This window comes from Streptomyces sp. CNP082, assembly GCF_059570535.1.
The window spans coordinates 161,963-184,771 of the sequence record NZ_JCANSZ010000001.1; the positions used below are offsets into that span (position 1 = coordinate 161,963).

Genomic DNA, 22,809 nt, shown 5'->3' on the forward strand with positions numbered 1-22,809 from the left:
ATACGGAGGGCACCTGCTGCGCGGCGGTCCGTACCCGGGCGGGGTCAGCGCGCCGGGGCCGCCGCCCCGCGGAACGGCGTGCCGCCCGCGTCGAGGAAGCGGCTCAGCGGCAGGGTCGCGGCGCCGACGGTGACCGCGTCCGTGCCGAGTTCGCCCATCTCGATCGCCGCGCGCGCCGCCGGGTAGCGCAGCGCGTACATGGCCGTGGCGCCGCGCACGGCGGGCAGCAGCCGCGGCCCGGCGAGCAGGCCGGCCCAGCCGGCCAGGACGATGCGCTCCGGGTTGAAGAGGTTGACAAGGTCCGCGATGCCGGCGCCGAGGTACTCGGCGGTCTCGTCCAGCACCGTGCGGGCCGCGGGGTCGTCGGCGGCGATCAGCTCGGCCAGCGCCGACTCCTCGTCGGCGGCGACCGGTTCGCCGCCGGCCTCCCGCCAGCGTTCCACCATCCCCCCGGCGCCGACGTACGCCTCCAGGCAGCCGCGGGCACCGCACCGGCAGCGCCGCCCGCGTATCTGCATCGTGGTGTGCCCCCACTCCCCCGCGCCGCTGGACGAGCCGCCGTAGGCGGTGCCGTCGGTGACGACGCAGGCGCCGACGCCGGAGCCGATCAGCGCGATGACGGCGTTGCGCGCGCCGCGGCCGGCACCGAACCACATCTCGGCCTGGCCCAGGGTCTTGGCGCCGTTGGCCACGGTGTACGGCACGTCTGCCAGTCCGGGCACGCCGGTTGCGGCGCTCCGCAGCATCGCCTCCAGCGGTACGGGGTCCCAGCCGATGGTCTGCGCGTACACCACCGCGCCGCCGCGGGCCGGTTCGCGGTCGACGATGCCGGGGACGCCGAGGCCGACGCCGAGCAGTCGCCCGGCGCCGACGCCCGCGTCGGCGAGCACGGCGGCCAGCCCCTCGGCGATGTGCGCCACGACCCGCCCGGCGTCCCGGCCGCCGTCGGCGAGCGGGCGCTCGGCGCGGGCGAGTTCGCTGCGGGCGAGGTCGAACAGCTCCACCCGCACCCGCGTTTCGCCGACGTCCACGCCGACGATGTACCCGCAGCGCGGCGCCACCCGCAGCAGGGTGCGGGGCCGCCCGCCGTCGGAGTCGACCGCGCCCGCCTCCTCCAGCACCCCCTGGTCGATCAGCTCCGCGGCGACGTTGCTGATCGACCCGGAGCTGAGCCCGGTGACCGGGCCCAGCTCCTGGCGGCTCAGCGGCCCCTCGAAGTACAGATGGCGCAGCACCGCGGAGCGGTTGCTGCGGCGCAGGTCGCGCACGGTACGGCCGTTGTGTCTCGCCATGTGGCTCCTTCCCGGAGGAAACATACGTGCCCGCAAACCCGTGTGAGAAGGGTTGACGGGGGCTTCTTTCACTACTTAACTCACGCCCTAAATTAAGTACGTGCCGCGTTCACAGCCTTAAGTCATGTGCCCGGAGAGGGGCCTCACGACCATGCGCAGAAACCGCCTGGCGGCGACCGCCGCACTCGCCACCGCCCTCAGCGTGACCGCCGCCTGCGGCGGCGGCAGCTCGACGAGTTCCGAGGGCAGCAACGACAAGCCCGAGGAGCTGACCTACTGGGCGAGCAACCAGGGCACCAGCCTGGAGCACGACAAGGAGGTGCTGACCCCGGAGATCGAGAAGTTCGAGAAGAAGACGGGCATCGACGTCAAGCTCGAAGTCATCCCCTGGGACAGCCTGCTGGACCGGATCCTCGCGGCCACCTCCTCCGGGCAGGGCCCCGACGTGCTCAACATAGGCAACACCTGGTCCGCCTCGCTGCAGGCGACCGACGGGCTGCTCGCCTGGGACGCCAAGACCCTGGACAAGATCGGCGGCAAGGACCGGTTCGTACCCGCGGCGCTGGCCGCCGCGGGCGCCGAGGGCCGGGACCCGGCGGCCGTGCCGCTGTACTCCCTCTCCTACGCCCTCTACTACAACAAGGCGATGTTCGCCGACGCGGGCATCGAGGAACCCCCCGCCACCTGGGACGACTTCGTCGAGGCCGGGAAGAGGCTGACGAAGGACGGCACGTACGGCGTCGCTGTCGAGGGCGGCAACCCGGTGGAGAACTCGCACCACGCCTTCGTCTTCGGCAAGCAGCACGGCGCGGACTTCTTCGACGCTGAGGGCAACCCCACGTTCGACAGCCCCGAGGCGGTCGCGGCCGTCAAGCAGTACGTCGACTTCCTCGCCAACGACGAGATCGCCGCGGTCGGCAACGCCGAGTACGCGCAGAACCAGTCGGTCAAGGACTTCGCCACCGGCAAGGCCGGGATGCTTCTGTGGCAGGCCGCCGGCAGCTCGCTCAAGGCACACGGCATGAAGCCCGAGGAGTACGGGGTGGCGCCGGTGCCGATGCAGAGCGAGAACCCGCCCGAGGGGGAGAACGTCAACTCCATGGTCGCCGGCATCAACATCGCCGTGTTCAAGAACAGCGACAACCTCGACGGCGCCCTGGACTTCGTGAAGTTCATGACCTCGGACGAGGAGCAGCTGATCCTCAACTCGACCTACGGTTCCATCCCGCCGGTCATTCAGGCACAGGAGGACAAGGCGTTCAGCAGCACCGACCTCACCGTGCTGCGCGAGGTGCTCTCCACCACCTCGGCGCCGCTGCCGCAGGTGCCGGACGAGGCGCAGTTCGAGACCCTCGTCGGCGACGCGATGAAGGAGCTGTTCGCGGACGCCGCCGCCGGCGACGAGGTGACGGTGGAGTCGGTCCGGAAGCGGCTGACCGAGGCCCAGCAGCAGATGCAGAAGTGAGCGGCCCCGGATGACCGCGACCACCCTCGACACGCCCCCGGCCGGCCCCGGCGGCAAGCCGCCCGCCAGCCGGGGCGCCGCCCGCAAGCGCCGCCGCCCCGGCCGTGTCCGCGTACGGCGCGGCGCCCTGCCGTACCTCCTGCTGCTGCCCGCGCTGCTGCTGGAGCTGCTGATCCACCTGGTGCCGATGGCCGTCGGCGTGGTGATGAGCTTCAAGGAGCTGACCCAGCACCACATCCGCGACTGGGGCGCCGCGCCCTGGGCGGGCCTGGACAACTTCCGCATCGCCGTCGACTTCGACGCCCCCGTGGGCGAGGCGCTGCTGCGCTCGTTCCTCATCACCTGCGCGTTCACGGTGCTCGCGGTCGGTCTGTCGTGGCTGCTCGGCGTCACCGCGGCGATCCTCATGCAGGACCCGTTCCGCGGGCGCGGGCTGCTGCGCGCGCTCTTCCTCACCCCGTACGCGCTGCCCGTCTACACCGCCGTCATCACCTGGTCGTTCCTGCTCCAGCGGGACAACGGCCTGGTGAACCACGTGCTGCACGACCAGTTGGGGCTGACAGGTCAGCCCACGTTCTGGCTGATCGGCGACAACGCGTTCGTCTCACTCGTCGTCGTCTCGGTCTGGCGCACCTGGCCGTTCGCCTTCCTGGTGCTCACCGCCGCGCTCCAGAACATCCCGCGCGAGGTGTACGAGGCGTCCGCGATCGACGGCGCCGGGATCTGGCAGCAGATCCGCCGGATCACGCTGCCGTCGCTGCGGCCCGTCAACCAGGTGCTGGTCCTCGTGCTGTTCCTGTGGACCTTCAACGACTTCAACGTGCCGTACATCCTCTTCGGCAAGTCGGCGCCGGAGTCCGCGGACATCATCTCGATCCACATCTACCAGGCGTCCTTCGTCACCTGGAACTTCGGCGCCGGCTCGGCCATGTCCGTCCTGCTGCTGCTCTTCCTGCTGGTGGTCACGGCCGGCTATCTGCTGCTCACCTCCCGGGGAAGGAAGGCGGCCCGTGCATAGCTCCCCCACCGCCCCGCCGCGGTCGTTCGTCTGGACCCGGCGAGTCGTGCTCACGCTGCTGACGGTCTTCGCCGCCACCCCCGTGTACGTGATGCTCAGCAGCTCGCTGAAACCTCTGGAGGACGTCACCGGGGCGTTCCAGTGGATCCCCAGCGGGCTGACCATCCAGCCGTATCTCGACATCTGGGACACGGTGCCGCTGGCCCGTTACTTCCTGAACTCACTGATCGTGGCGGGCGCCGCGACCGGCTGCTCGGTCGTCGTCGCGGTCTTCGCCGCGTACGCGGTCAGCCGCTACCGCTTCCGCGGCAAGCGGATCTTCACGGTCACGGTGCTGTCCACCCAGATGTTCCCCGGCATCCTCTTCCTGCTGCCGCTGTTCCTGATCTTCGTCAACATCGGGAACACCACCGGGATCGCCCTCTACGGCTCCCGCGGCGGCCTGATCCTCACGTACATGACCTTCACCCTGCCCTTCTCGATCTGGATGCTGGTCGGCTACCTCGACTCCGTCCCCCGCGACCTGGACGAGGCGGCGCTCGTCGACGGCTGCGGACCGCTGAAGGCGCTCTTCCGTGTGGTGGTGCCGGCCGCGGTCCCCGGGATCGTCGCCGTCGCCATCTACTCCTTCATGACCGCCTGGGGCGAGGTGCTCTTCGCCTCGGTCATGACCAACGACGTCACCCGCACGCTCTCCGTCGGGCTGCAGGGGTACGCGACCCAGACCGAGGTGTACTGGAACCAGGTCATGGCCGCCTCCCTCGTCGTCAGCCTCCCCGTCGTCGCCGGCTTCCTGCTGCTCCAGCGCTACCTCGTCGCCGGGCTGACCGCCGGAGCCGTCAAGTGACCCCGCCCGAAAGGAACTGAAGTGCCCGACCTGCACCTCGACCTCCTCCCGTCCGACTTCGTGTGGGGCACGGCCACCGCCGCGTACCAGATCGAGGGCGCCGTCAGCGAGGACGGGCGCTCCCCGTCGATCTGGGACACGTTCTCGCACACGCCCGGCAAGGTCGACGGCGGCGACACCGGCGACGTCGCCTGCGACCACTACCACCGCTGGCCCGAGGACATCGCGCTGATGCGCCGGCTGGGGGCCGGGGCGTACCGCTTCTCGATCGCCTGGCCGCGCGTCGTCCCGGGCGGCGACGGCCCCGTCAACGAGGCAGGGCTCGCCTTCTACGACCGGCTCACCGACGCCCTCCTCGAAGCCGGCATCAGGCCCTTCCCCACGCTCTACCACTGGGACCTGCCGCAGGCGCTGCAGGACCGCGGCGGCTGGGCGGAGCGCGGGACCGCAGAGGCGTTCGCGGCGTACGCGGACGCGGTGGCCCGCCGGCTCGGCGACCGGATCACCGACTGGGCGACGCTCAACGAGCCGCTGTGCTCGGCCTGGATCGGGCATCTGGAGGGCCGGATGGCGCCGGGGCTCACCGATGTGACGGCGGCGGTACGGGCCTCGTACCACCTGCACCTCGGCCACGGCCTCGCGGTCCAGGCGCTGCGCGCCGCCGTCCCCGGGGCGCGGATCGGGCTGGTCAACAACCTCACGCACTGCGAACCGGCCTCCGACAGCGACGCGGACATGGCCGCCGCCGCGCGCACCGACGGCCACGTCAACCGCTGGTGGATGGACCCGGTCCACGGCCGCGGCTACCCCGAGGACATGCGCCGGTTGTACGGCGTGGACCTGCCCGAGCGCCCCGGGGACATGGAGACCGTCGCCGCGCCGCTGGACTGGCTGGGCCTGAACTACTACTTCCGCAACGTCGTCGCCGACGACCCGGACGGGCCGCTGCCGTACGCGCGCCAGGTCGACCTGCCCGGCGTGCGGCGCACCGCGATGGGCTGGGAGGTGCACGCCGAGGGTCTGACGAAGACGCTGGAGCGGATGGCGGACGACTACCGCGTCCGCTGCCTGTACGTCACCGAGAACGGCGCCGCCTACCCGGACGCGGTCGGGCCCGACGGGCAGATCGACGACCCGGAGCGCACCCGCTATCTGGAGGAGCACCTCGCCGCCTGCGTCGAGGCGGTGCGCCGGGGCGTGCCGCTGGCGGGGTACTTCGCCTGGTCGCTGCTGGACAACTTCGAGTGGGCGTACGGCTATGACAAGCGCTTCGGCCTCGTCCACGTCGACTACGCCACCCAGCGGCGGACCGTCAAGGGCAGCGGCCGGCGCTACGCCGAGCTGATCCGCGGCCACCGCGCGGCGGCGCGGCGCGCGGCGTAGGCACATCCCGTACGGCACCACGCTCCGCCCGGGCCCGCCGCCGCGCGCCCCCACGGCGTCCCCCCACCACGACAGCGGGCCCGGGCGGTCACCCCCCACACCGAAGGAGCGGCACCATGCACGACGCACCCACCCCGGCCCCACCCCCACGCCCCGCGCGCCGCCGCGGCGGGCCGCGCGCCGCGCACGCGGTCCGGCTGCCGCGCTCACGCACCGCCAAGGCAGTCGCCGCGGCCTGCGCGCTGCTGCTCGCCGCCGGCGGCTACGCGCTCGCCGGCCCGGCGCAGGCCGCCGAGACCACCGCCGAGGTCTGGATCACCACGGCCGACGGCAGCAGCAAGCTGACCCCCGCGGACAGCGCCGCGTTCGACGGTTCGCCGCAGCAGACCGACATCGCCGTCGACACCGGGGAACGCGCGCAGGAGTTCACCGGCGCCGGCGCGTCGGTCACCGAGGCGTCCGCGCGGCTGATCTCCGGTCTGCCGCAGGGCGCGCGGGACGCGCTGATGTCCGACCTGTTCGGCAGCGGCGGCGAGGGCATCGGGCTCGACTACCTGCGCCAGCCCTTCGGCGGCACCGACTTCGTCGCCGAGCTGCCCTACTACTCGTACGAGGACCAGCAGGGCTCGTTCTCGATCGACCGCGACCGCGCCGAGATCCTGCCGGTGCTGACCCAGGCGCTCGACGTGAACGGCGACATCCGCGTCATGGCCACGCCCTGGTCGGCGCCCGGCTGGATGAAGGACTCCGGGAAGCCGGAGGGCGGCAGCGTCACGCCCGAGCACTACGGCGACTACGCCGACTACCTGGTCAAGGCGCTGAACGCGTACGCGGAGGCGGGTGTGGCGGTCGACGACCTGACGGTGGCGAACGAGCCGCTGTTCGAGACCTCGTACCCCTCGATGGGCATGTCGGCCGCCGAGCAGGCCGACTTCCTGCGCGTCCTCGACGGCAGGCTGGCCGACGCCGGTCTGGACACCCAGATCTTCGTCTACGACCACAACTGGGACCGCCCCGACTACCCGCTTGAGGTCCTGGACGCCACCGGCGACCTCGACCGGGTGCGGGGCGCGGCGTTCCACTGCTACGGCGGGCAGCCCGAGGCGCAGCAGCAGGTGCGCGACGCCGGCCACCGGGTCTTCTTCACCGAGTGCTCGGGCACCGACAGCGACGACGCCTCGCGTACGTTCGCCGACACGCTGAAATGGCAGACGGAGAACCTCGTCATCCGCAGCATGCGGTCCGGCTCGGAGACCGTGGTCGTCTGGAACCTCGCCCTCGACGGGCAGGGCGGCCCGCACTTCGGGCACTGCGGCACCCGCTGCAACGGCGTGGTGGAGGTCGACGGCGGCGAGGTCACCAAGAATGCCGAGTACTACGTGCTGGGCCACGTCTCGAAGTTCGTGGACCGCGGCGCCGTGCGCGTCGGCTCGACGACCGAGGGGCCCGGCGGCGTGCAGAACGTGGTCTTCGAGAACCCGGACGGCTCCCGCGCCGCGGTCGTGCTCAACGCCACCGGCGGCACACGGACGTTCTCGGTCACGGAAAACGGCGCGTCGCTGACGTACGAGCTGCCCGCGGGCGCGGTCGCCACCTTCACCTGGCCCGGGGCGCCCGCGGCCTGACCGCTGCCGACCCGGCCTCCGCAGGCCCGGCCGCCGACTCCCGGCCCCGCGTCCCGCCCCCGCCACCGGGCGGGTGCGGGTCCGGGTCCTGCGCCGGGCCCCGGGCCGGGTCCTGCGCCGGCTGCGCGGCCGGATCCGCGGTCGCCGTGCCGGCGGCCCGCAGCCCCGGTACGAGAGCCAGCGTGGCGGCGATCGAGAGCGCCCCCATCACGGCCATCGCCGTCCCCGGCGCGGTCAGCTCCGCGATCCCGCCGGCCACGGCGGCGGCGACGCCCTGCATGGTGAGCATCCCGGAGGTGTGCAGCCCGAGGGCCTGGCCGCTCAGCTCGTCCGGGGTGAGCGCCATCAGCCGCTCCTGCTGCACGAGGCTGGCGGCGAAGCCGGCCGCGGCGACGGTGACGGCGACGCCCGCGACGGCGAGCGGCGGACGGAACACGAAGACCAGGTACGGGACGGCCAGCAGCAACAGCAGCGGCACCCCGAGCCGGGCCCGCCACCGCGGCGGCACGAACCGGCCCGCGAGCACGTCGCCGGCAAGCATGCCCAGCGCGGCCAGGGCCAGCAGGACGCCGGCGCGGTCCGGTTCGTACGGCACGAACTGCGACTCGGCGCCGACGACGAGGCCGTTGGGCACCCACAGCGCGAGGTAGAGGACGCGGCGGTGCCGCGAGGACCAGAGCAGGCCGTTGACCCGCCAGGTCTCCGCGACCGAGGGCCGCCCCGCCGCGCGCGGCGCCCGGCGGCCGAGACCCGCGCGGGCGACAACGGCGCCGGCGAGGAACGCCGCGGCGGCGACGAGGAGCGTGCCGCGCGCGGACAGCGCGGTCACGAGCACGCCGCCCAGCGCGAAGCCGGCGATCTGCATGGCGCCGGAGGACATGTTGACCACCGACCTGCCGAGAAGGTAGCCGTCGCGCGGCAGGATCTCGTTGAGCAGCCCATAGCGCACCCCGCCGCCCACTGAGGCGAGCAGGCCGAGGCAGAGCAGGATCGCGAACGCGGCCCATACCGGCAGCCCCGGCGTGGCCTGCGCGGCGGTGGCGGCGGCGAAGACGAGAGCGAGCGCGGTCATCGCGCCGCGCGGTGGCAGCCGGTCCGCGGCGGACAGCAGCAGGGTCGCGCCGAGCACCTGGGTGAGCGAGGGGCCGAACATCGCGAGGGCCGACAGCAGCGGGGAGCCGGTCTGCTCGTAGATGTGCGTGCCGAGCGCCAGGCCGCTGATCGTCAGCCCGGCGACCTGCAGGGAGGAGGTGGCGAAGAGGGGTGTGAACTCCGGGGCGCGGAACAGCTCGCGGTACGTGCGCATGCCGGCAGCCTCGGGCAGAGCACGGTGCAGGGGTTAGTGTTTCGCCGGGAGGCGAAACAATGGGGTGGTGGCAGGTCGACGCGGACACGCTGGCGTGCAGCCGGTTCGTCGTCTCGCCGCTCGCCGAGGCGCTCGCGTGTCTGAAGACGCTCGCGCAGGGCACCCCTTCGCACCCCGGCGAGCGCGCCTGGCTCGACGCCCACCTGCCCGCGTACCGCGCGCGGCAGGCCGCGGACCCGGTGACCGACGAGCTGGTCCGGGTGGGGCTGCTGCGGCCGTGGAACGCGGACTTCCTCACCCCGACGCCCACGGGTGCGGCGGGGGTGACCTTCGAGGAGGAGCTTGCGGCGATACGGGCCACGCCCCCGGACGCCGCCCGCGCCGATGTCGCCGTCTCCCTCGACGGCCGGCTGCCGCAGCGGCTGCGCCGCGACGACCTGCCGCGGCGGGCCGCGGAGGTGCTGGAGTGGGTGTGGCGCGAGACGGTGCTGCCGGACTGGCCGCGGCGCCGGCGGGTCATCGAGGCGGACATCGTCGCGCGCACCGCGCAGGTGGGACAGGGCGGCTGGGCCGCGGTGCTGGACGCGCTGCGGCCGGGGACGCGGTGGCTGGGCGCGAGCCGGCTGCAGATCAACGTGCGCGACTACCCGCCGCAGGACCTCTCCGGCGCGGAGCTGCTCTTCGTGCCCGTCGTTCCGCGCACCGGCTGGGTCTGCTGGGAGGCGCCGCACCGCTACGCCGTCGTCTACCCGTGCGCCGGCGCCCTCGCCGACACCGGCTCCGCCGCACCGCCCGAGTCGCTGGGCCGGCTCCTCGGCCCGGCGCGCGCGGCGGTGCTGGCGCTGCTCGACACCCCGAAGAGCACCACGCAGTTGGTGGTGCTCACCGGTCAGGGCCTCGGCTCGGTGGGACGGCATCTGAAGGTGCTGCTCGACGCCCGGCTGGTGGACCGGCGGCGCGCGGGGCGGTCGGTGCTGTACTACCGCACGGCGGCGGGTGAGGTGCTCGTCGCGGCGCAGCGGGACGACTGAGCCCCTCAGCCCGCCCGGCGGTCGCGCTGGTAGCCGCCGTCGATGTCCCAGACGGCGCCGGTGACGTAGCCGCTCTCCGCGCTGTCCAGCAGGGTCAGGGCCGGCCGGGCGATCTCCTCGGGCGTGGCCATCCGCTTGACGAGGTTGGTGGCGATCGTCTCCTGCTCCAGCCCCGGGATGGCCTTCGCCGCCTCGTACATCGACGGCGTGTACGTGCCGCCGGGGCAGATCGCGTTGACCCGGATGCCGCTGGGCGCCAGTTCGATGGCCCAGGTGGACACCAGGTAGTGCAGCGCGGCCTTGGTGGCGCCGTACACGCCGAGGCCGGGCACGGGCAGCCGGCCGGTGGCCGACGACGTGAGGGTCACGGCCGCGCCGGGCCGCTTCGCGAGCTCCGGTGCCGCTTCGCGTACGAAGGTGATCGGACCGCGCAGGTTGACCGCGAGCATGCGGTCGACGTGGTCCAGGGGCTGCCCGGCGATGTCGCCGGGCAGCAGCGTGCCGGCGTTGAAGAGCAGCAGGTCCAGGCCGCCGTGGGTGTCGACGGCGTGGGCGACCGCGCGGGCGGCGGTCGTCTCGTCGGCCACGTCGCCGGCGACGCCGGAGGCGGCCGGGCCGAGCGTGGCGACGGCTCCGGCGAGCACGTCCTCGCGCCGGGCCACCAGGACGACGTTGGCGCCGCCCGCCACCAGCCCGTCGGCGACGGCCAGCCCGATGCCCTCGCTGGCGCCCACGACGACGGCGGTCTTGCCCGCGAACCGCCCGGCCCGGGCGTCCGCGCTCCGCGCGCTCACGCGTCGCCCGCCATCAGGTGGGCCAGGAGTGCGGAGTCGTAGTAGTCCCGCCATGACGTGATCTTGCCGTCGGCGACCTCGAAGGTGCCCATCACCGGCAGCGACTCGACCAGGACGGCGCCGTCCTTGCCGGTCCAGTGCTCGTGGCGCTGGGTGAGCACGGTGCCGCCCCGGCTCGCGATCCGCAGCACCTCTCCCCCGACGCTCTCCAGTCCGGTCTGGTCGACGAGCTGCTGGAGGAAGCCCAGGATCTCTTCCCTGCCGCGGACCTCCGGCAGCCCCTGGTTGGCCCAGAGGCAGTCGTCGGCCAGATGGCGGCGGAAGGCGGGCACCATCTCGGCGTAGGTGCTGCCCATGTCGGCGAAGAACTGCACGACGAGGGCTTCTTGCTCGGTGGCGGGTTCGTTCGGGGCTGGCATGACCCGGACGCTATTGAGCGCCCGCGGCGCCCGTCAAGGCGGCCCCATACTTCTCGCCACCCCCAACTGACCCATGGCTCAAGGTCGTTGACCCTGGATGCGACCCACCGGAGCAAGCGGCTAGGCTCATACCCCACCTCACCAGGCGGGCAGAAAGGGACTGTTGTGCAGGACGAGGGCAACGGGCGGGCGGCCAAACCCGGACCCGGCGACATCGACACCACCAAGCCCAGCATCGCCCGGGCCTACGACGTGGTGCTCGGCGGCAAGGACAACTACAAGGTCGACCGTGCCGTCGCCGACCAGTTGCGGCAGACGATGCCGCACATCGACGACCTTGCGTGGCTCAACCGCGAGGCGCTGGGCCGTACGGTGCGCTACCTGACCGCCGAAGCGGGCATCGACCAGCTCATCGACCTCGGCGCCGGGCTCCCGACCATGGAGAACACCCACCAGGTCGCCCAGCGCCACCTGCCGGGCGCCCGGGTCGTCTACGTCGACAACGACCCGATCGTCCTCGCCCACGGCCGGGCCCTGCTGCAGGAGAACGACGACACCTTCGTCATCACCGCCGACCTGCGGCGCCCGCAGGAGATCCTGGAACACCCCGACGTCCGCCGGCTGATCGACTTCTCCCGTCCGGTGGCGATCCTGCTCGTCGGGATCCTCCACCACCTGCACGACGACGAGGACCCGCAGGGCATCGTGGACGCGTACATGGACGCGGTCCCCTCGGGCAGCCACCTGGTGATCACCGCCTTCTGCGACGTCGGCGAGGAGGCGCAGGCCCTGCAGGACACCTTCCTGTCCTTCCTCGGCACCGGCCGCTTCCGCACGTCGGCCGAGATCGAGGCGTACTTCAGGGGCCTCGACCTGCTGGAGCCGGGTGTGGTCTCGCTGCCGCACTGGCGCCCCGACAAGCCGGTCCGCACGGAGCTGAAGCTCTTCGAGCGCCTGATGGCCGGAGGCGTCGGCCGCAAGCCGTGACGCGGGCGCGCGTTCGCGCCGCGGCGGCGCCCGGGGTGGGCGCCGGGGCGCGCGGAGACGCGCCGGTGTGGTTGACGGTCTCCATCCGCGATGGGAAGCTCTGTCCCCGAGTTCGTGAAATCGATTTCTTACGGCTCGGGAGGACTCATGGGCGGTCATCGCGAGGTCGGCGGCGGGCAGCACCGCGCGCCGATGAGCAGGGCGCGGTTCCTGAGAACGGCGGCCGGTGCAGCGGTCGGCGGCGGGGTGCTGCTGGGAACCGGACAGGCTGCGACAGCGGCTGCCGGGCGCGGCGCCCGCGGGGCCGCGGCGCCTGAGGTGACGAAGATCCGGGACCTCACCGGGCCCGGGATCACCACCGCGTACCGCATGGAGGCCACCGACCTGGGCATCCCCGCGCGCACGCCGGACGGCCGGATGCTCTTCGTCTTCGGCGACACCTTCGAGGAGGCGCGCGTCGGCGGCGGCTGGTGGCGCTCCCCCGTCGCGCTGTACTCCACCACGACCGACCTCGACGCCGGCGTCACCTGGTCCGGCGCGGTGGGCGGGGCGGCGGCGCAGCAACTGTGGGCGTACGAGCACGACAACCCGGTCTTCTCCACCGTCCTGCCGTCCGACGTGATCACCATCGGCTCGACGATGTATCTGCACGCCATGGTCAACAAGGGCCTCGGCAACGTCGTCTGGACGGAGATCTGGCGTTCCGACGACAACGGCGCCACCTGGGTCCACACCGGCGCGAAGTTCGCGCCCGACCTGCACGGCGGGCTCTTCCAGCTACTCACCTGGGCGGAGGGGAACGACGGCTTCGTGTACGTGTTCTCCACGGAGTTCACCCGCAGCAAGCCGATGATCCTGCAGCGGGTGCCGGCGGCCCGGATCGCCGACCCCGGCGCGTACGAGCCGTGGGGCTACCGCAACGGCGCCTGGGCGTGGGGCAATCCGCCGACACCGGTCCTGGAGGGGCGCTTCGGCGAGATGTGCCTGCGGCCGATGGCGGGCAAGTGGATCCTCACGTGGTTCAACGAGGCCGACTACCGCATCGACGGCATCCTCATGGACACGCCCACCTCCAACTTGTACGAGGCGCACCGCAGGACCCTGGTGTGGGGCGGGCAGTGGGGCAACGAGGACGACTCCCACGTGGCGCAGTTGTACGGCGGCTACGTGATCCCGGGCTCGACCCCGGACAACCTGCATCTGGCCGTGAGCCAGTGGAACACGGCCGAAGGATGGCCGTATCGCGTCATGCAGCACCGGGTGCGGGGGTTCGTCTAGCGGACGGGCCCGCGGCCGGCCGCCGGCTGCGCCCGGTGACGACCGTCGCCGCCAGGTCCTCGCACGTGGCCGTTACCGCCGTCAGCCCGGCGGCGGTGACGGCCGCGCGGGTGCGGGGCTCCTGCCGCTCGCTCGTCTCCACGAGCAGCAGGCCGCCGGGCGCCAGCCACCGCGGGGCCTCCGCGATCACCCGGCGCTGGACGTCGAGCCCGTCGGCGCCGCCGACGAGCGCGGTCAGCGGCTCGTGGTCGCGGGCCTCTGGCGGCAGGAACGGGACCTCGGCGGTGGGCACGTACGGGGCGTTGACGACGAGCACGTCGACGCGGCTGCGGAGGTCCGCGGGCAGCGGCGCGTAGAGGTCGCCCTCGTGGACCGTGCCGCCGGCGGGCCCGACGTTGCGCCGGGCGCAGCGGACCGCGGCGGGATCGACGTCGGCGGCGTGCAGCTCGACGCCGGGCACGGCGGCGGCGACGGCGGCGCCGATCGCGCCGGAGCCGCAGCACAGGTCGAGCACGACGGGGCGGGAGACGGGGCGGGAGACAGCCGCCGCAGCCTGCGCGGCGCGGCGGACCAGGAACTCGCTGCGCCTGCGCGGTACGAACACGCCGGGCTCGACCGCGACGTGCAGCCCGCAGAACTCGGCCCGGCCCAGGACCTGTTCCAGCGGCCACCCGGCGACGCGGCGCGCCACGAGGGCGTCCAGCTCGGCGGGGGCGGGCGCGGCGGCGGCGAGGAGGCGGGCCTCGTCCTCGGCGAAGACGCAGCCGGCGGCGCGAAGGCGGGTGACGACGGCGGCTGGGGGCGGGGTGTCTGGCACGTACCCCGTTCTACCCTGTGCCCCGCGCTCGCCGCCCGTCTTTATTTCGCGTCCGCGTAGCACTCCACCACCGCCGTCGTGAACGAGAACACCACCGGCGTCCGGCCGAACATCACCTCCGCCGCCCGCGCCGACGCCGCCGCCAGCGCCTTCTGCACCGCCGGCGCCTCGTCGGCGGGACAGTGCACGATCACCTCGTCGTGCTGGAAGAACACCAGCTCCGCCCGCATCCCCGCCAGTTCCTGGCGCAGCGCCGCCAGCAGGCACAGCGCCCACTCCGCGGCGCTGGCCTGCACCACGAAGTTGCGCGCGAACCGGCCCCGCGCCCGCGCCGCGGCGCCCCCGCGGGCCGCCGCCGGGCCGGTGCCGTCCTCCTGCGGCAGCCCCGCCTCGCCGTCGTCCGCCGCGTCCGACGGCGCACACGTACGACCCAGATGGCTGCGGACGAGCCGGCCCTCCTCGCCGGCGCGGGCGGCCTCGTCCACGTACGCCACCGCGGCGGGGAAGCGGCGGCGCAGATCGGCGAGGTACGTCAGCGCGTCGCCGGAGGTCTGGCCGTAGATCGCGCCGAGCAGCGCGAGCTTCGCCTCCGCGCGCCCGCCCGCGAACGCGCGGTCCGCCAGCGCCTCGTACAGATCCCGGGTGCCGTCCGCCGCCGCCATCAGCCCCGCGTCGCGCGAGACGGCGGCCAGCACCCGCGGCTCCATCTGGTCCGCGTCGGCGACCACCAGGAGCCAGCCCTCGTCCGCGACCACCGCGCGGCGCACGACCCGCGGGATCTGCAGCGCGCCGCCGCCGTGGGTGGTCCAGCGGCCGGACATGGCGCCGCCCGGCAGATACTCGGGGCGGAACCGGCCGTCGTGCACCCAGGTCTGCAGCCAGGCCCAGCCGTGGGCGGTGTGCAGCCGGTAGAGCTTCTTGTACTCCAGCAGCGGGGCGACGGCGGGATGGTCGATGTCCTGCAGCTCCCACTTGCGGGTGGAGGTGACGCCGACGCCGGCCTTGCGGAACGCGCGGACGACCTCCGCGGGGAGGTCGGGGCGGACCCGCTCGCCGAACGCGCGGGACACCTCGTCGGCCAGCTCGGCGAGGCGGGGCGGCTCCAGACCGCCGGGATACCGGCCGCCGAGCAGCTCGGTGAGCAGGGCGTCGTGCACGTCGGCGCGCCAGGGCAGGCCGGCGCGGTGCATCTCGGCGGCGACGAGCATCCCGGCGGACTCGGCGGCGACGAGGAGCCGCAGGCGGTGGGGGTGGGCGGAGGCGGCGATGCGGTCCCGCTGCGCGGCGTGGACGGCGAGGAGGGCGTGCAGGTCGTCGGTGCCGTGGGGGCGTGCGGGGGTGGCGTCGAAGAGGGTGGGCTCCGGCTCACCGCCGAACGTGCGGGGCGGCGGGTCGTCGGGCACGGGGTGGCCGCGGAGGCGGGCCCAGGCGGCGGCGAGGGAGCGGGGCAGGCCCCACATGCCTTCGTGGCCGAGAAGGATGGCTTCGGCGGCTTCGACGTCGTGGCAGCGGGGGACGGTGAGGCCGGCGTCGAGGAGCCGGGGGTAGAAGGCGGCGGTGGAGGACCAGATCCAGCGGTCGGCGGCGGGGTGGCGGCGGAGGGCGTCGGCGGGGTGGGGGTGGGTGTACGGGGGGCCGGCGGGGTTGCCTTCGGCGTCGACGGGGCAGACGCTGACTCCGCCGTGCGGCGCGTCGGCCATGGCCCAGTGCATGAGCCCGAGTCTGCCACCGGGCACTGACACCGGGCCGGTGGCGGGCGGGGGCCTGTTCCCCGACCCCGCCCCTTCCCGAAACCGGGGGCTGCACCCCGGCCCCCGCAACCGCACCTGCGGCGCGGCCCCCCGGGAGCTCCGCCCCCGCACCCCCACGGGGCTCCGCCCCCGCACCCCGCCATCGCGCCTGCGGCGCGGACCGCCCGGAGGGCTCCGCCCGCACGCGGGGCCGCGCCCCGGCACCCCCGACCTGCGCACCACACTCGCGGCACGGCCACCCCGGGGGCTCCGCCCTGTCGCTCCTCGGGCCCTCCGACCCGCCCGAAACAGGCCCGGGGCATCCGGCTCACGACGGCCGCACCCGCTGGGCTGCGCCCCGAACCCGCCCGAAGCGGGGCAGGCGCGTCCCGCTCACGGCGCCCGCGTTCCGCTGGGCTCCGTCCCGCCCCTGGAGGGAGCCCGGGTCAGTCGTCCCGCCATACCTTTCGGCGGCCGTCTCCCAGGGACGGTCTCGTTGCCTCCCATACCCGGCGCCACTCCGCGACCGGCTTCCCCTGCTCCACCGGTGTCGCCGTCAGGGGGAGCGCCGTCGTGCGGCCCTCCGGGAGGGTGAGGCGGCCGTCTTGTGCCGCGCGGAGGGACTGGTACCAGCCCAGGTCCTCCTCCGCCCACAGGGCGGCGATGTGGCGCAGCATGCGGGCGCGGAAGTCCGTGACCGACTCGCCTTCCTGCGGGGGGAGGGGGCGGCCGTAGCGGACTACCAGGCGGGTGCCCGTGCGGGTGGGCAGGGCCTTGCCGCGCGGCATGGCCGCGAACGTGCCGCGGACCGCCACCGGGACGACCGGGATGCCCATGCTCACGCAGAGGCGTGACGCGCCCATCTTGAACGAGCTCATCCAGCCGTCGTGCGACCGCGTGCCCTCCGGGTACAGCAGCAGGCTCCAGCCGTCGTCGATCAGCTCCGCCGGCAGCGACACCCCGCCGCGGCGCGAGCCGTAGCGGTCCACGGGGAAGGCGTTGAACATCAGCGCGGTGGTGACGCTGACGGCCGTGGAGGTGAAGAAGTAGTCCGCCGCCGCGCCGACCGCCGTGCGGTCGGCGATGCGGCGGGGCAGAGAGCCGAGGATCAGCGGGGTGTCGAGGTGGCTGGAGTGGTTGGCGACGAAGATCGCCGGGCCGCGCAGCGACTCCAGCAGGTCCAGGCCCTCGATCTGCGGCCGGGTCTTGGCCCAGGCGTACTGCTTGAGCACGCCCCGCTGGAGTACGTTGCGCACCGCGCGCGCCGCGGGGGTGCGCGCCCACGCGGTGGGGAACGTCTTCTGTTCCCCCTTTCCCGCGCCGAAGCCCGCCGCACTGCCGCCCGGGGTGCGGTAGCCGCGGGGGGCCAGCGCCCGGCCGCGCCAGTCGCGCCCCGACCGCACCATGGCGAGGTCGCCGCGGAGGCTGCCCTTGCCCCTCTTGCCGGCCTTCCCCGGGCCCTTGGCGCCGCTCATCGGACGGACGCCAGAGTCAGCGGCGGCATGTGCTGGTACGTGATCGAGGGGCTGGTGCCCACCGTCTGCGAGGCCAGTTGCAGCGCGTCGTTCAGCGTCGAGGCCGACTGCACACCCAGCCGGGCCGCCGCGCTGCGGTCGGCGCCGACGAAGATGACCTGGCCCAGGTGCTGCATCGCGTGCGCGCCCCAGTACCACATGTAGAAGGGGTGCACGCCGTGGTAGGCGTAGCTCTTGCGGTAGAGGTGCGTGTACCACGGGTCGGTGGCGAACTGCTTCTCGAACTTGGCCTCGATGACCGCCGGGTCGGTGGTCTCGGCCAGCACCTCCTCGTAGAAGTCGATGTAGCTGGGGTGGTGGACGGGGTGGAACTCGTTCGGCATCGGGTGGTAGAAGATCCCGACGCCGCCCTCCCGCACGATCGGCTGGTTCAGATAGAGGTTGAAGAAGTAGCCGAGCCCCAGGCACATCGTCAGGATCGGGTTCATCACCGAGTTGACGTTGTACGGGCTGATGTACGGCAGCCCGTAGACCGCCACGTCGGCCTGCCCCTGCACCTCGGTGAGCTGCTGGCGGTGCACGTTGCGCAGGGTGACCGGGTGCACCTCGCTCGGCGCGCCGGCGTTGACCCCGGTGACGCCGTACGGCGCCTCCGTCTTGTGCCACACCCGGCGCCGCATCGACGGCGTCATCAGTGAGTTGCCGCGCCGGGAGGCCAGGTAGGCGGCCTGGTCGCCGTAGTTCCACTCCCACTCGCGCTTGTTGAGGAAGCGGGTGGCGGACGGGAAGGTGTCGTTGTTCAGCGTCGTCTCGACGGTGAACACCTTGACCTGGCCGCCGATCAGGTCCTGCATGCGGTTGTACGAGTGGTGCATGGCCGAGTTCGGCGGGTCGTTGAACGACCGGGAGTGCCGCAGCGTGTGCACGTTGTGGTGGTGGCGGATGCTGCGGTAGCTGGCCAGGCCCACCGACACCGACTTGGGCCCGCCGCTCATCGCGGTGGAGGTGATGTTGACGTAGACGACGAGGTCGCTCTCGGCCGCCCGCCGGTTGATCTCGACCTCCTCGCCCTCCGCGGTGTCGCCGAGGTGCACGAGGTTGTCGCGGTCCTCGGCGTCGTGGTTGGTGAGGTGCTTGGGGAAGAACGACCGGAACACCCGGTCGCCCACGACATGCTGGAGCTCCGCCGGCGTCATGCGCCGGTGCAGGGCGTTGGCGGCGATCAGCTCGACGTCGTCGACGCCCTTGGCCGCCGCCATCTCCAGCACCTGCTCGATGATGCGCTGGCGCACGTCGGGCCGGCGCATCGGCGGCAGCGGCAGCGACAGGTCGTCGAAGACGATCGTCAGCCGCATGCCGGCGAACAGCAGCTCGGGCAGGGGCTCGCTGCCGTGCGGTTCGAGCAGCGCGCGGCGGATGACCCCGTCGAGGTCGCGGATGCCGGGCAGCGAGTCGGGCGGGTAGATCACCCGGGTGCCGTGGGGCAGCCGCTCCAGCCGGAAATTCTCGCCCTCGTGCACCAGCAGGGGCGGGGTTCGTTCATCGACTTCCAGCACGAAGCCTGGTCTGCTCACGCTCTCTCCTCAGTGTGGTCGCCGGCGCCTGCAGCGGGCGGCGGTGCGGGCGTCGGGTGCCCGGCGGCTGCGTACGGCGGTGGGGGGCGGCCGACTCCGGTGTCGGCCCTAGCCTGCCATTCGTGCCCGGTCAGCCGTCCAGGGTCGGGTCAAAAGCGATCTTGACGGAACCCGCAGAGCCGGCCGCGAACGCGTGCTCCAGCGCGGGGCGCCACTGCTGGAGCGCATAGCGTTCGACGTAGCCGTCCAGGGGCGCGGTGGCGGCGAGCTGCACCGCCTTGTCGAAGTCGGTGCCGGCGCGGCCGTCGGGGCCCGCGTCGGGATCGTCCGCCGTGACGTCCTCACGGCGTCTGGTCGTGTACGCGCCCACGAGGCTCAGCTCCCGGTACCACAGCGGGGTCAGGTCGGCGCCGCCCGGGATGCCGGACACGACGACCGTGCCCCCGGCCCGTACGGTACGCAGCGCGGTGTCGAGGCCGGCGCCGCCGCCCGTGCACTCGAAGGCGATGTCCGCCCCGCCGAGCAGGAACTCCGCGCCCATCTCGGGGCGCTGGGCCAGCGCCGAGGTCATCCGGCGGACGGCGCGCAGCGCGCGGTCCGGTTCCACGGCCTCGTCCGCGCCCAGTTGCAGCGCCCGGGCGCGCTGGTGGCCGTGCTTGGCGACGACGTGGATGGTGCCGGCCTCGGTGAGCTGCCGCAGCGCGAGCACGGTGCAGAGACCCACCGTGCCGGCCCCGATGACCAGTACCGAGGCGCCCGGCTCGATCGGCACCCGGCGCACCGAGTGGATCGCGCACGCCAGCGGCTCGACGAGCACCGCGCGCTCGTCCGGCAGGTCGTCGGGCACCGGGCGGAGCTGGTGCTCGTGGGCGACCATGCGCTGGGCCCAGCCGCCGCCGGTGTCGGCGCAGTAGCCGGTCTGCATGCCGGGCGAGAGATGCCCGGAGGTGATGTGGTCGCAGCGGTTGGTGTGGCCGGCGCGGCAGGCGTCGCACTCGGGCAGGCCGCGTACCGCACAGGACAGCACCGGGTCGAGCACGACGCGGGTGCCGCGCGGGATGGTCGGCAGGTCGTCGACGGTGGTGCCGACGACCTCGTGTCCGGGCACGAACGGCGTGGACGTCAGCGCCGCCAGATACGGCGACACGGTGCCGTTGAGCATGCCGAGGTCCGAGCCGCAGATGCCGGACAGGCTGGGCGCCAGCCGGGTCCAGCCGTCGCCCTTGGGCAGTTCGCGCTTGTCGCGGGTGAGCCGCAGGGGCGCGAGGGAGCCGGCCAGCGAGCCGGCGGCGCGGCTGCGGGTGCGGCTGAGCCCGCGGGCGGCCAGGAAGCGCGCGGGCGAACGGTGGTACTGAAGCGCCAGGCTCATCGGGCCTCTCCGTCGGATGCGGTGCGGCCGGCCGCGGGCAGGGCCCGTACGGGACGCGGCCGGGTGTGGCTGATCACGGTGCCCGCGAGCGCGTCCCAGCGGCTCGCGGTGTGCGTCCCCCAGCGGGCGATCTCCCAGCGGTGCCGCTTGGCGTGCCGGAAGAGCCGGGTGTCGGGGTTGACCGCGTGCGGCTTGCCCACGACCTCAAGCAGCGGCCGGTCCGAGTAGCTGTCGGCGTAGCCGAAGCTGGCGCCGAGGTCGAGTTCCCGCTCGCGGGCGTGGCTCTGCAGCCACGCCGCGCGGCCCTCGCCGACGATCGGCGGGGTTTGCAGGAAGCCGGTCAGGACGCCGTCGTGCTCGGCGAGGTGGGTGGCCTCGATGTCGTCGAAGAGCGGTCGCAGGGGCTCCACGAGCAGGTCGAGGCTGCCGGTGATGAGCACGGTGCGGTGGCCGGCGGCGCGGTGCGCGCGGATGCGGCGTACGGCCTCCGGCATCACGCGGTGCAGCAGCGCGTCGCCGACCTGCTCGGCGACCAGGGCGCGCAGTTCCTCGGCGCGCGCGCCCTCGTACCGGCGGAAGAAGGTGCGCATCACGTCGCCGCGGTCGCGCCGCTCCGCGAGCAGGTAGCGGGGCGCGTTGCGGGCGAGGTCGAACAGCTCGGGGGCCCAGCGCCCGCGGGGCAGCGACGCCAGCCGGGTCCAGACGTAGGACTCGACGATGTCGGAGGCGATGATCGTGCCGTCCAGGTCGAAGACGGCGGCGGTGCTGCCCGCGGCGGCGGTGCCGGGCGGGAGCGCCGCCGGGTTCGGCCTGCGGGTGTTGCGGCGCCCGCCGGTTCTCGCCCGCAGGGGCGCGGTGACCTTGGGGCAGTGGATCTCTTCGAGGTACGTGTACCAGTCGATCTCGGCGGGGTCGAAGCCGTGCTCGGCGGCGCGGTCGGCGGGCAGCGCCGCGCCCAGCGCGCGCAGTTCGCGGTCGTCGTAGACGACGGCGGTGCGGGTGTAGACGCCGTACAGGTCGGAGTAGCGGCGCAGCGTCTCCAGGGAGCGCTTCTCCTTGTGCAGCCTGCTCGCCCACTCCTGGGTGCGCTCGGTGCCGGGCAACTGGCCGAGGAGCTTGTCGGCGAGGTTCGCGGCGCGTTCGCCGGCGCCGAGCGCGAACTCCACGCGGGCGGCGCCGGGGAAGGTCCACGACGGCGGCCGTACGTGGCCGCGCCCGCTGCTCTCCGGCAGCGGGTCGCGGCGGAAGTAGGAGTGCACGTGCTTGTACAGGTCGCGCAGCGTGAGGGGGTTGGTGGCGCCGGAGCCGACATGGAAGTAGTGCGGCTCGGCGCCCTCCTCCGGCGGGGCCGCGGCGGCGGCGAGGGTGGCGTTGACGACGAGGTCGACGGGGACGACGTCCATCACGGTGTCCGGCTGCCCCGGCATGTCGCGCAGCAGCCCGCTGCCGTACGCGATGATCAGCGGGTCGGCCATCTTGAAGCCGTCGATCCAGCCGGGGTACGGGTGGCGCAGCGCGCTCTCCACGATCGCCGGCCGCACGATCGACAGCGGCCGGCCCGCCCACAGTTCCTCGACGGCGCGCTCGGCCATCGCCTTGGTGAAGGTGTAGACGTCGGAGAAGCCGAGGATCTCGGCGCGGATGGCGCCGTGTTCGACGAGCCGCTCCTCCACCCACGTGCGGCGCGCGTCCTCGGCGTCCTTGGCGGCGATCTGCGGGCCGGCCTTGCCGTGGTCGCGGCCGGCCTTCTCCAGCGCCTTGCGCAGCACTTCGGGGCGGCGGGAGGCGCGTTCGACGTCGTCGCGGGCGGCCATGCCCTGGGCCAGCTCGCCGCGCCAGTCGATGTCGTGGGTGAGCCGGCCCTCGCGGACGAGGCCCTGGCCGCCGCTGGAGACGTACGCGGTGGAGATGTGCACGATGTGCGGCGGGCGCTCCTGCCGGCCCAGCTTCTCGTACAGCGCGACGGCGCCGGAGACGTTGCTGCGGAACGCCTCGTCGATGGGCGGGTCGAAGGAGACGGACGAGGCGCAGTGGATGGCGACGTCGATGTCGCCGGGGAACTCGACGTCGTCCAGCCGGTCGAGCGCGCCCTCGATGACGGTGACGCGCCGCTCGGCCTCGGCGAACGCGGCCTCGTCGCCGAGCTGTCCGCGCCAGGTGCGGAAGACGTCCTTGCGCAGCAGGCGGCGGAAGCGGTCGGCGGCGCCGCCGTTGCCCCGCGGGCGGACGACGATCGAGACGCGGGTGCCGGGATGGCCGGACAGCAGCCGCTCCAGCAGCGCCTGCCCGATGAAGCCGGTGGCCCCGGTCAGCAGGACGTGCGCGTCGTCGAGTCGCCCGATGCGGTAAGTCCCCGTCACTCGTGCCCTCCCCTGATCTGGTCTTGCATATGCCGGTCT

18 protein-coding genes are annotated in these 22,809 nt (G+C 73.6%); 8 read left to right on the forward strand and 10 right to left on the reverse strand.

What is annotated here, in order from left to right; all coding sequences use genetic code 11:
• Positions 1-44 precede the first annotated feature (44 nt).
• On the reverse strand, positions 45-1,292 hold the full coding sequence (locus B124_RS00660) for an ROK family transcriptional regulator (RefSeq protein ID WP_496500593.1): 1,248 nt from the start codon (positions 1,290-1,292) through the stop codon (positions 45-47).
• 151 nt (positions 1,293-1,443) lie between these two features.
• Here B124_RS00660 and B124_RS00665 point away from each other — a divergent pair, with 151 nt between their 5' ends.
• The 5 genes from B124_RS00665 to B124_RS00685 all read left to right on the forward strand — a co-directional run bounded on the left by B124_RS00665 (position 1,444) and on the right by B124_RS00685 (position 7,630).
• The gene (locus B124_RS00665) at positions 1,444-2,757 is read left to right on the forward strand and encodes an ABC transporter substrate-binding protein (protein ID WP_496500594.1); all 1,314 of its coding nucleotides are present in this window, start codon (positions 1,444-1,446) and stop codon (positions 2,755-2,757) included.
• Positions 2,758-2,767: 10 nt separating this feature from the next.
• The gene (locus B124_RS00670) at positions 2,768-3,775 is read left to right on the forward strand and encodes a carbohydrate ABC transporter permease (protein WP_496500595.1); all 1,008 of its coding nucleotides are present in this window, start codon (positions 2,768-2,770) and stop codon (positions 3,773-3,775) included.
• Complete coding sequence (locus B124_RS00675; RefSeq protein WP_496500596.1) at positions 3,768-4,622, forward strand: carbohydrate ABC transporter permease; 855 nt, start codon at positions 3,768-3,770, stop codon at positions 4,620-4,622. Before B124_RS00670 ends, B124_RS00675 begins: the two co-directional genes overlap by 8 nt.
• Positions 4,623-4,643: 21 nt before the next feature.
• Positions 4,644-6,005: a GH1 family beta-glucosidase gene (locus B124_RS00680; RefSeq protein WP_496500597.1), complete on the forward strand. Its 1,362-nt coding sequence runs from the start codon at positions 4,644-4,646 to the stop codon at positions 6,003-6,005.
• A 116-nt stretch (positions 6,006-6,121) separates the two neighbouring features.
• The gene (locus B124_RS00685) at positions 6,122-7,630 is read left to right on the forward strand and encodes a glycoside hydrolase family 30 protein (protein WP_496500598.1); all 1,509 of its coding nucleotides are present in this window, start codon (positions 6,122-6,124) and stop codon (positions 7,628-7,630) included.
• Here the strand turns inward: B124_RS00685 and B124_RS00690 are convergent.
• Positions 7,602-8,936 (reverse strand): MFS transporter, encoded by a 1,335-nt coding sequence (locus tag B124_RS00690; protein ID WP_496500599.1) that lies wholly within the window; start codon positions 8,934-8,936, stop codon positions 7,602-7,604. The genes B124_RS00685 and B124_RS00690 overlap by 29 nt on opposite strands.
• 59 nt (positions 8,937-8,995) lie before the next feature.
• Here B124_RS00690 and B124_RS00695 point away from each other — a divergent pair, with 59 nt between their 5' ends.
• Positions 8,996-9,967 (forward strand): ArsR/SmtB family transcription factor, encoded by a 972-nt coding sequence (locus B124_RS00695; RefSeq protein ID WP_496500600.1) that lies wholly within the window; start codon positions 8,996-8,998, stop codon positions 9,965-9,967.
• A 5-nt stretch (positions 9,968-9,972) separates the two neighbouring features.
• On the opposite strand, the gene B124_RS00700 is transcribed toward B124_RS00695, so the two are convergent.
• Together B124_RS00700 and B124_RS00705 are read right to left on the reverse strand one after the other, a co-directional pair.
• Complete coding sequence (locus B124_RS00700; protein ID WP_496500601.1) at positions 9,973-10,761, reverse strand: SDR family NAD(P)-dependent oxidoreductase; 789 nt, start codon at positions 10,759-10,761, stop codon at positions 9,973-9,975.
• The gene (locus B124_RS00705) at positions 10,758-11,180 is read right to left on the reverse strand and encodes a limonene-1,2-epoxide hydrolase family protein (protein WP_496500602.1); all 423 of its coding nucleotides are present in this window, start codon (positions 11,178-11,180) and stop codon (positions 10,758-10,760) included. Before B124_RS00705 ends, B124_RS00700 begins: the two co-directional genes overlap by 4 nt.
• A 165-nt stretch (positions 11,181-11,345) precedes the next feature.
• On the opposite strand from B124_RS00705, the gene B124_RS00710 reads away from it, so the two are divergent.
• Positions 11,346-12,167: an SAM-dependent methyltransferase gene (locus tag B124_RS00710; RefSeq protein ID WP_496500603.1), complete on the forward strand. Its 822-nt coding sequence runs from the start codon at positions 11,346-11,348 to the stop codon at positions 12,165-12,167.
• Between the two features lie 147 nt (positions 12,168-12,314).
• On the forward strand, positions 12,315-13,445 hold the full coding sequence (locus B124_RS00715) for a glycoside hydrolase family 183 protein (protein ID WP_496500604.1): 1,131 nt from the start codon (positions 12,315-12,317) through the stop codon (positions 13,443-13,445).
• On the opposite strand, the gene B124_RS00720 is transcribed toward B124_RS00715, so the two are convergent.
• From B124_RS00720 to B124_RS00745, 6 genes are all read right to left on the reverse strand, one after another.
• On the reverse strand, positions 13,414-14,262 hold the full coding sequence (locus B124_RS00720; RefSeq protein WP_496500605.1) for a putative protein N(5)-glutamine methyltransferase: 849 nt from the start codon (positions 14,260-14,262) through the stop codon (positions 13,414-13,416). The two genes, B124_RS00715 and B124_RS00720, sit on opposite strands and share 32 nt — an antisense overlap.
• A gap of 41 nt (positions 14,263-14,303) precedes the next feature.
• On the reverse strand, positions 14,304-15,974 hold the full coding sequence (locus B124_RS00725) for a bifunctional 3'-5' exonuclease/DNA polymerase (RefSeq protein WP_496500606.1): 1,671 nt from the start codon (positions 15,972-15,974) through the stop codon (positions 14,304-14,306).
• Positions 15,975-16,438: 464 nt separating this feature from the next.
• Positions 16,439-17,467 carry a lysophospholipid acyltransferase family protein gene (locus tag B124_RS00730; RefSeq protein WP_496500607.1) on the reverse strand — a complete coding sequence of 343 codons (1,029 nt, stop codon included), beginning with the start codon at positions 17,465-17,467 and terminating at the stop codon, positions 16,439-16,441.
• A complete protein-coding gene (larAH, locus tag B124_RS00735; RefSeq protein WP_496500608.1) occupies positions 17,464-19,041 on the reverse strand; it encodes an NPN-dependent hydroxyacid isomerase, LarAH14/15/16 family in 1,578 nt (525 codons plus the stop codon). The genes B124_RS00730 and larAH overlap by 4 nt, the downstream gene beginning before the upstream one ends.
• 130 nt (positions 19,042-19,171) lie before the next feature.
• A complete protein-coding gene (locus tag B124_RS00740; RefSeq protein WP_496500609.1) occupies positions 19,172-20,410 on the reverse strand; it encodes a zinc-dependent alcohol dehydrogenase in 1,239 nt (412 codons plus the stop codon).
• Complete coding sequence (locus B124_RS00745; RefSeq protein ID WP_496500610.1) at positions 20,407-22,770, reverse strand: HAD-IB family hydrolase; 2,364 nt, start codon at positions 22,768-22,770, stop codon at positions 20,407-20,409. Before B124_RS00745 ends, B124_RS00740 begins: the two co-directional genes overlap by 4 nt.
• Positions 22,771-22,809 lie beyond the last annotated feature (39 nt).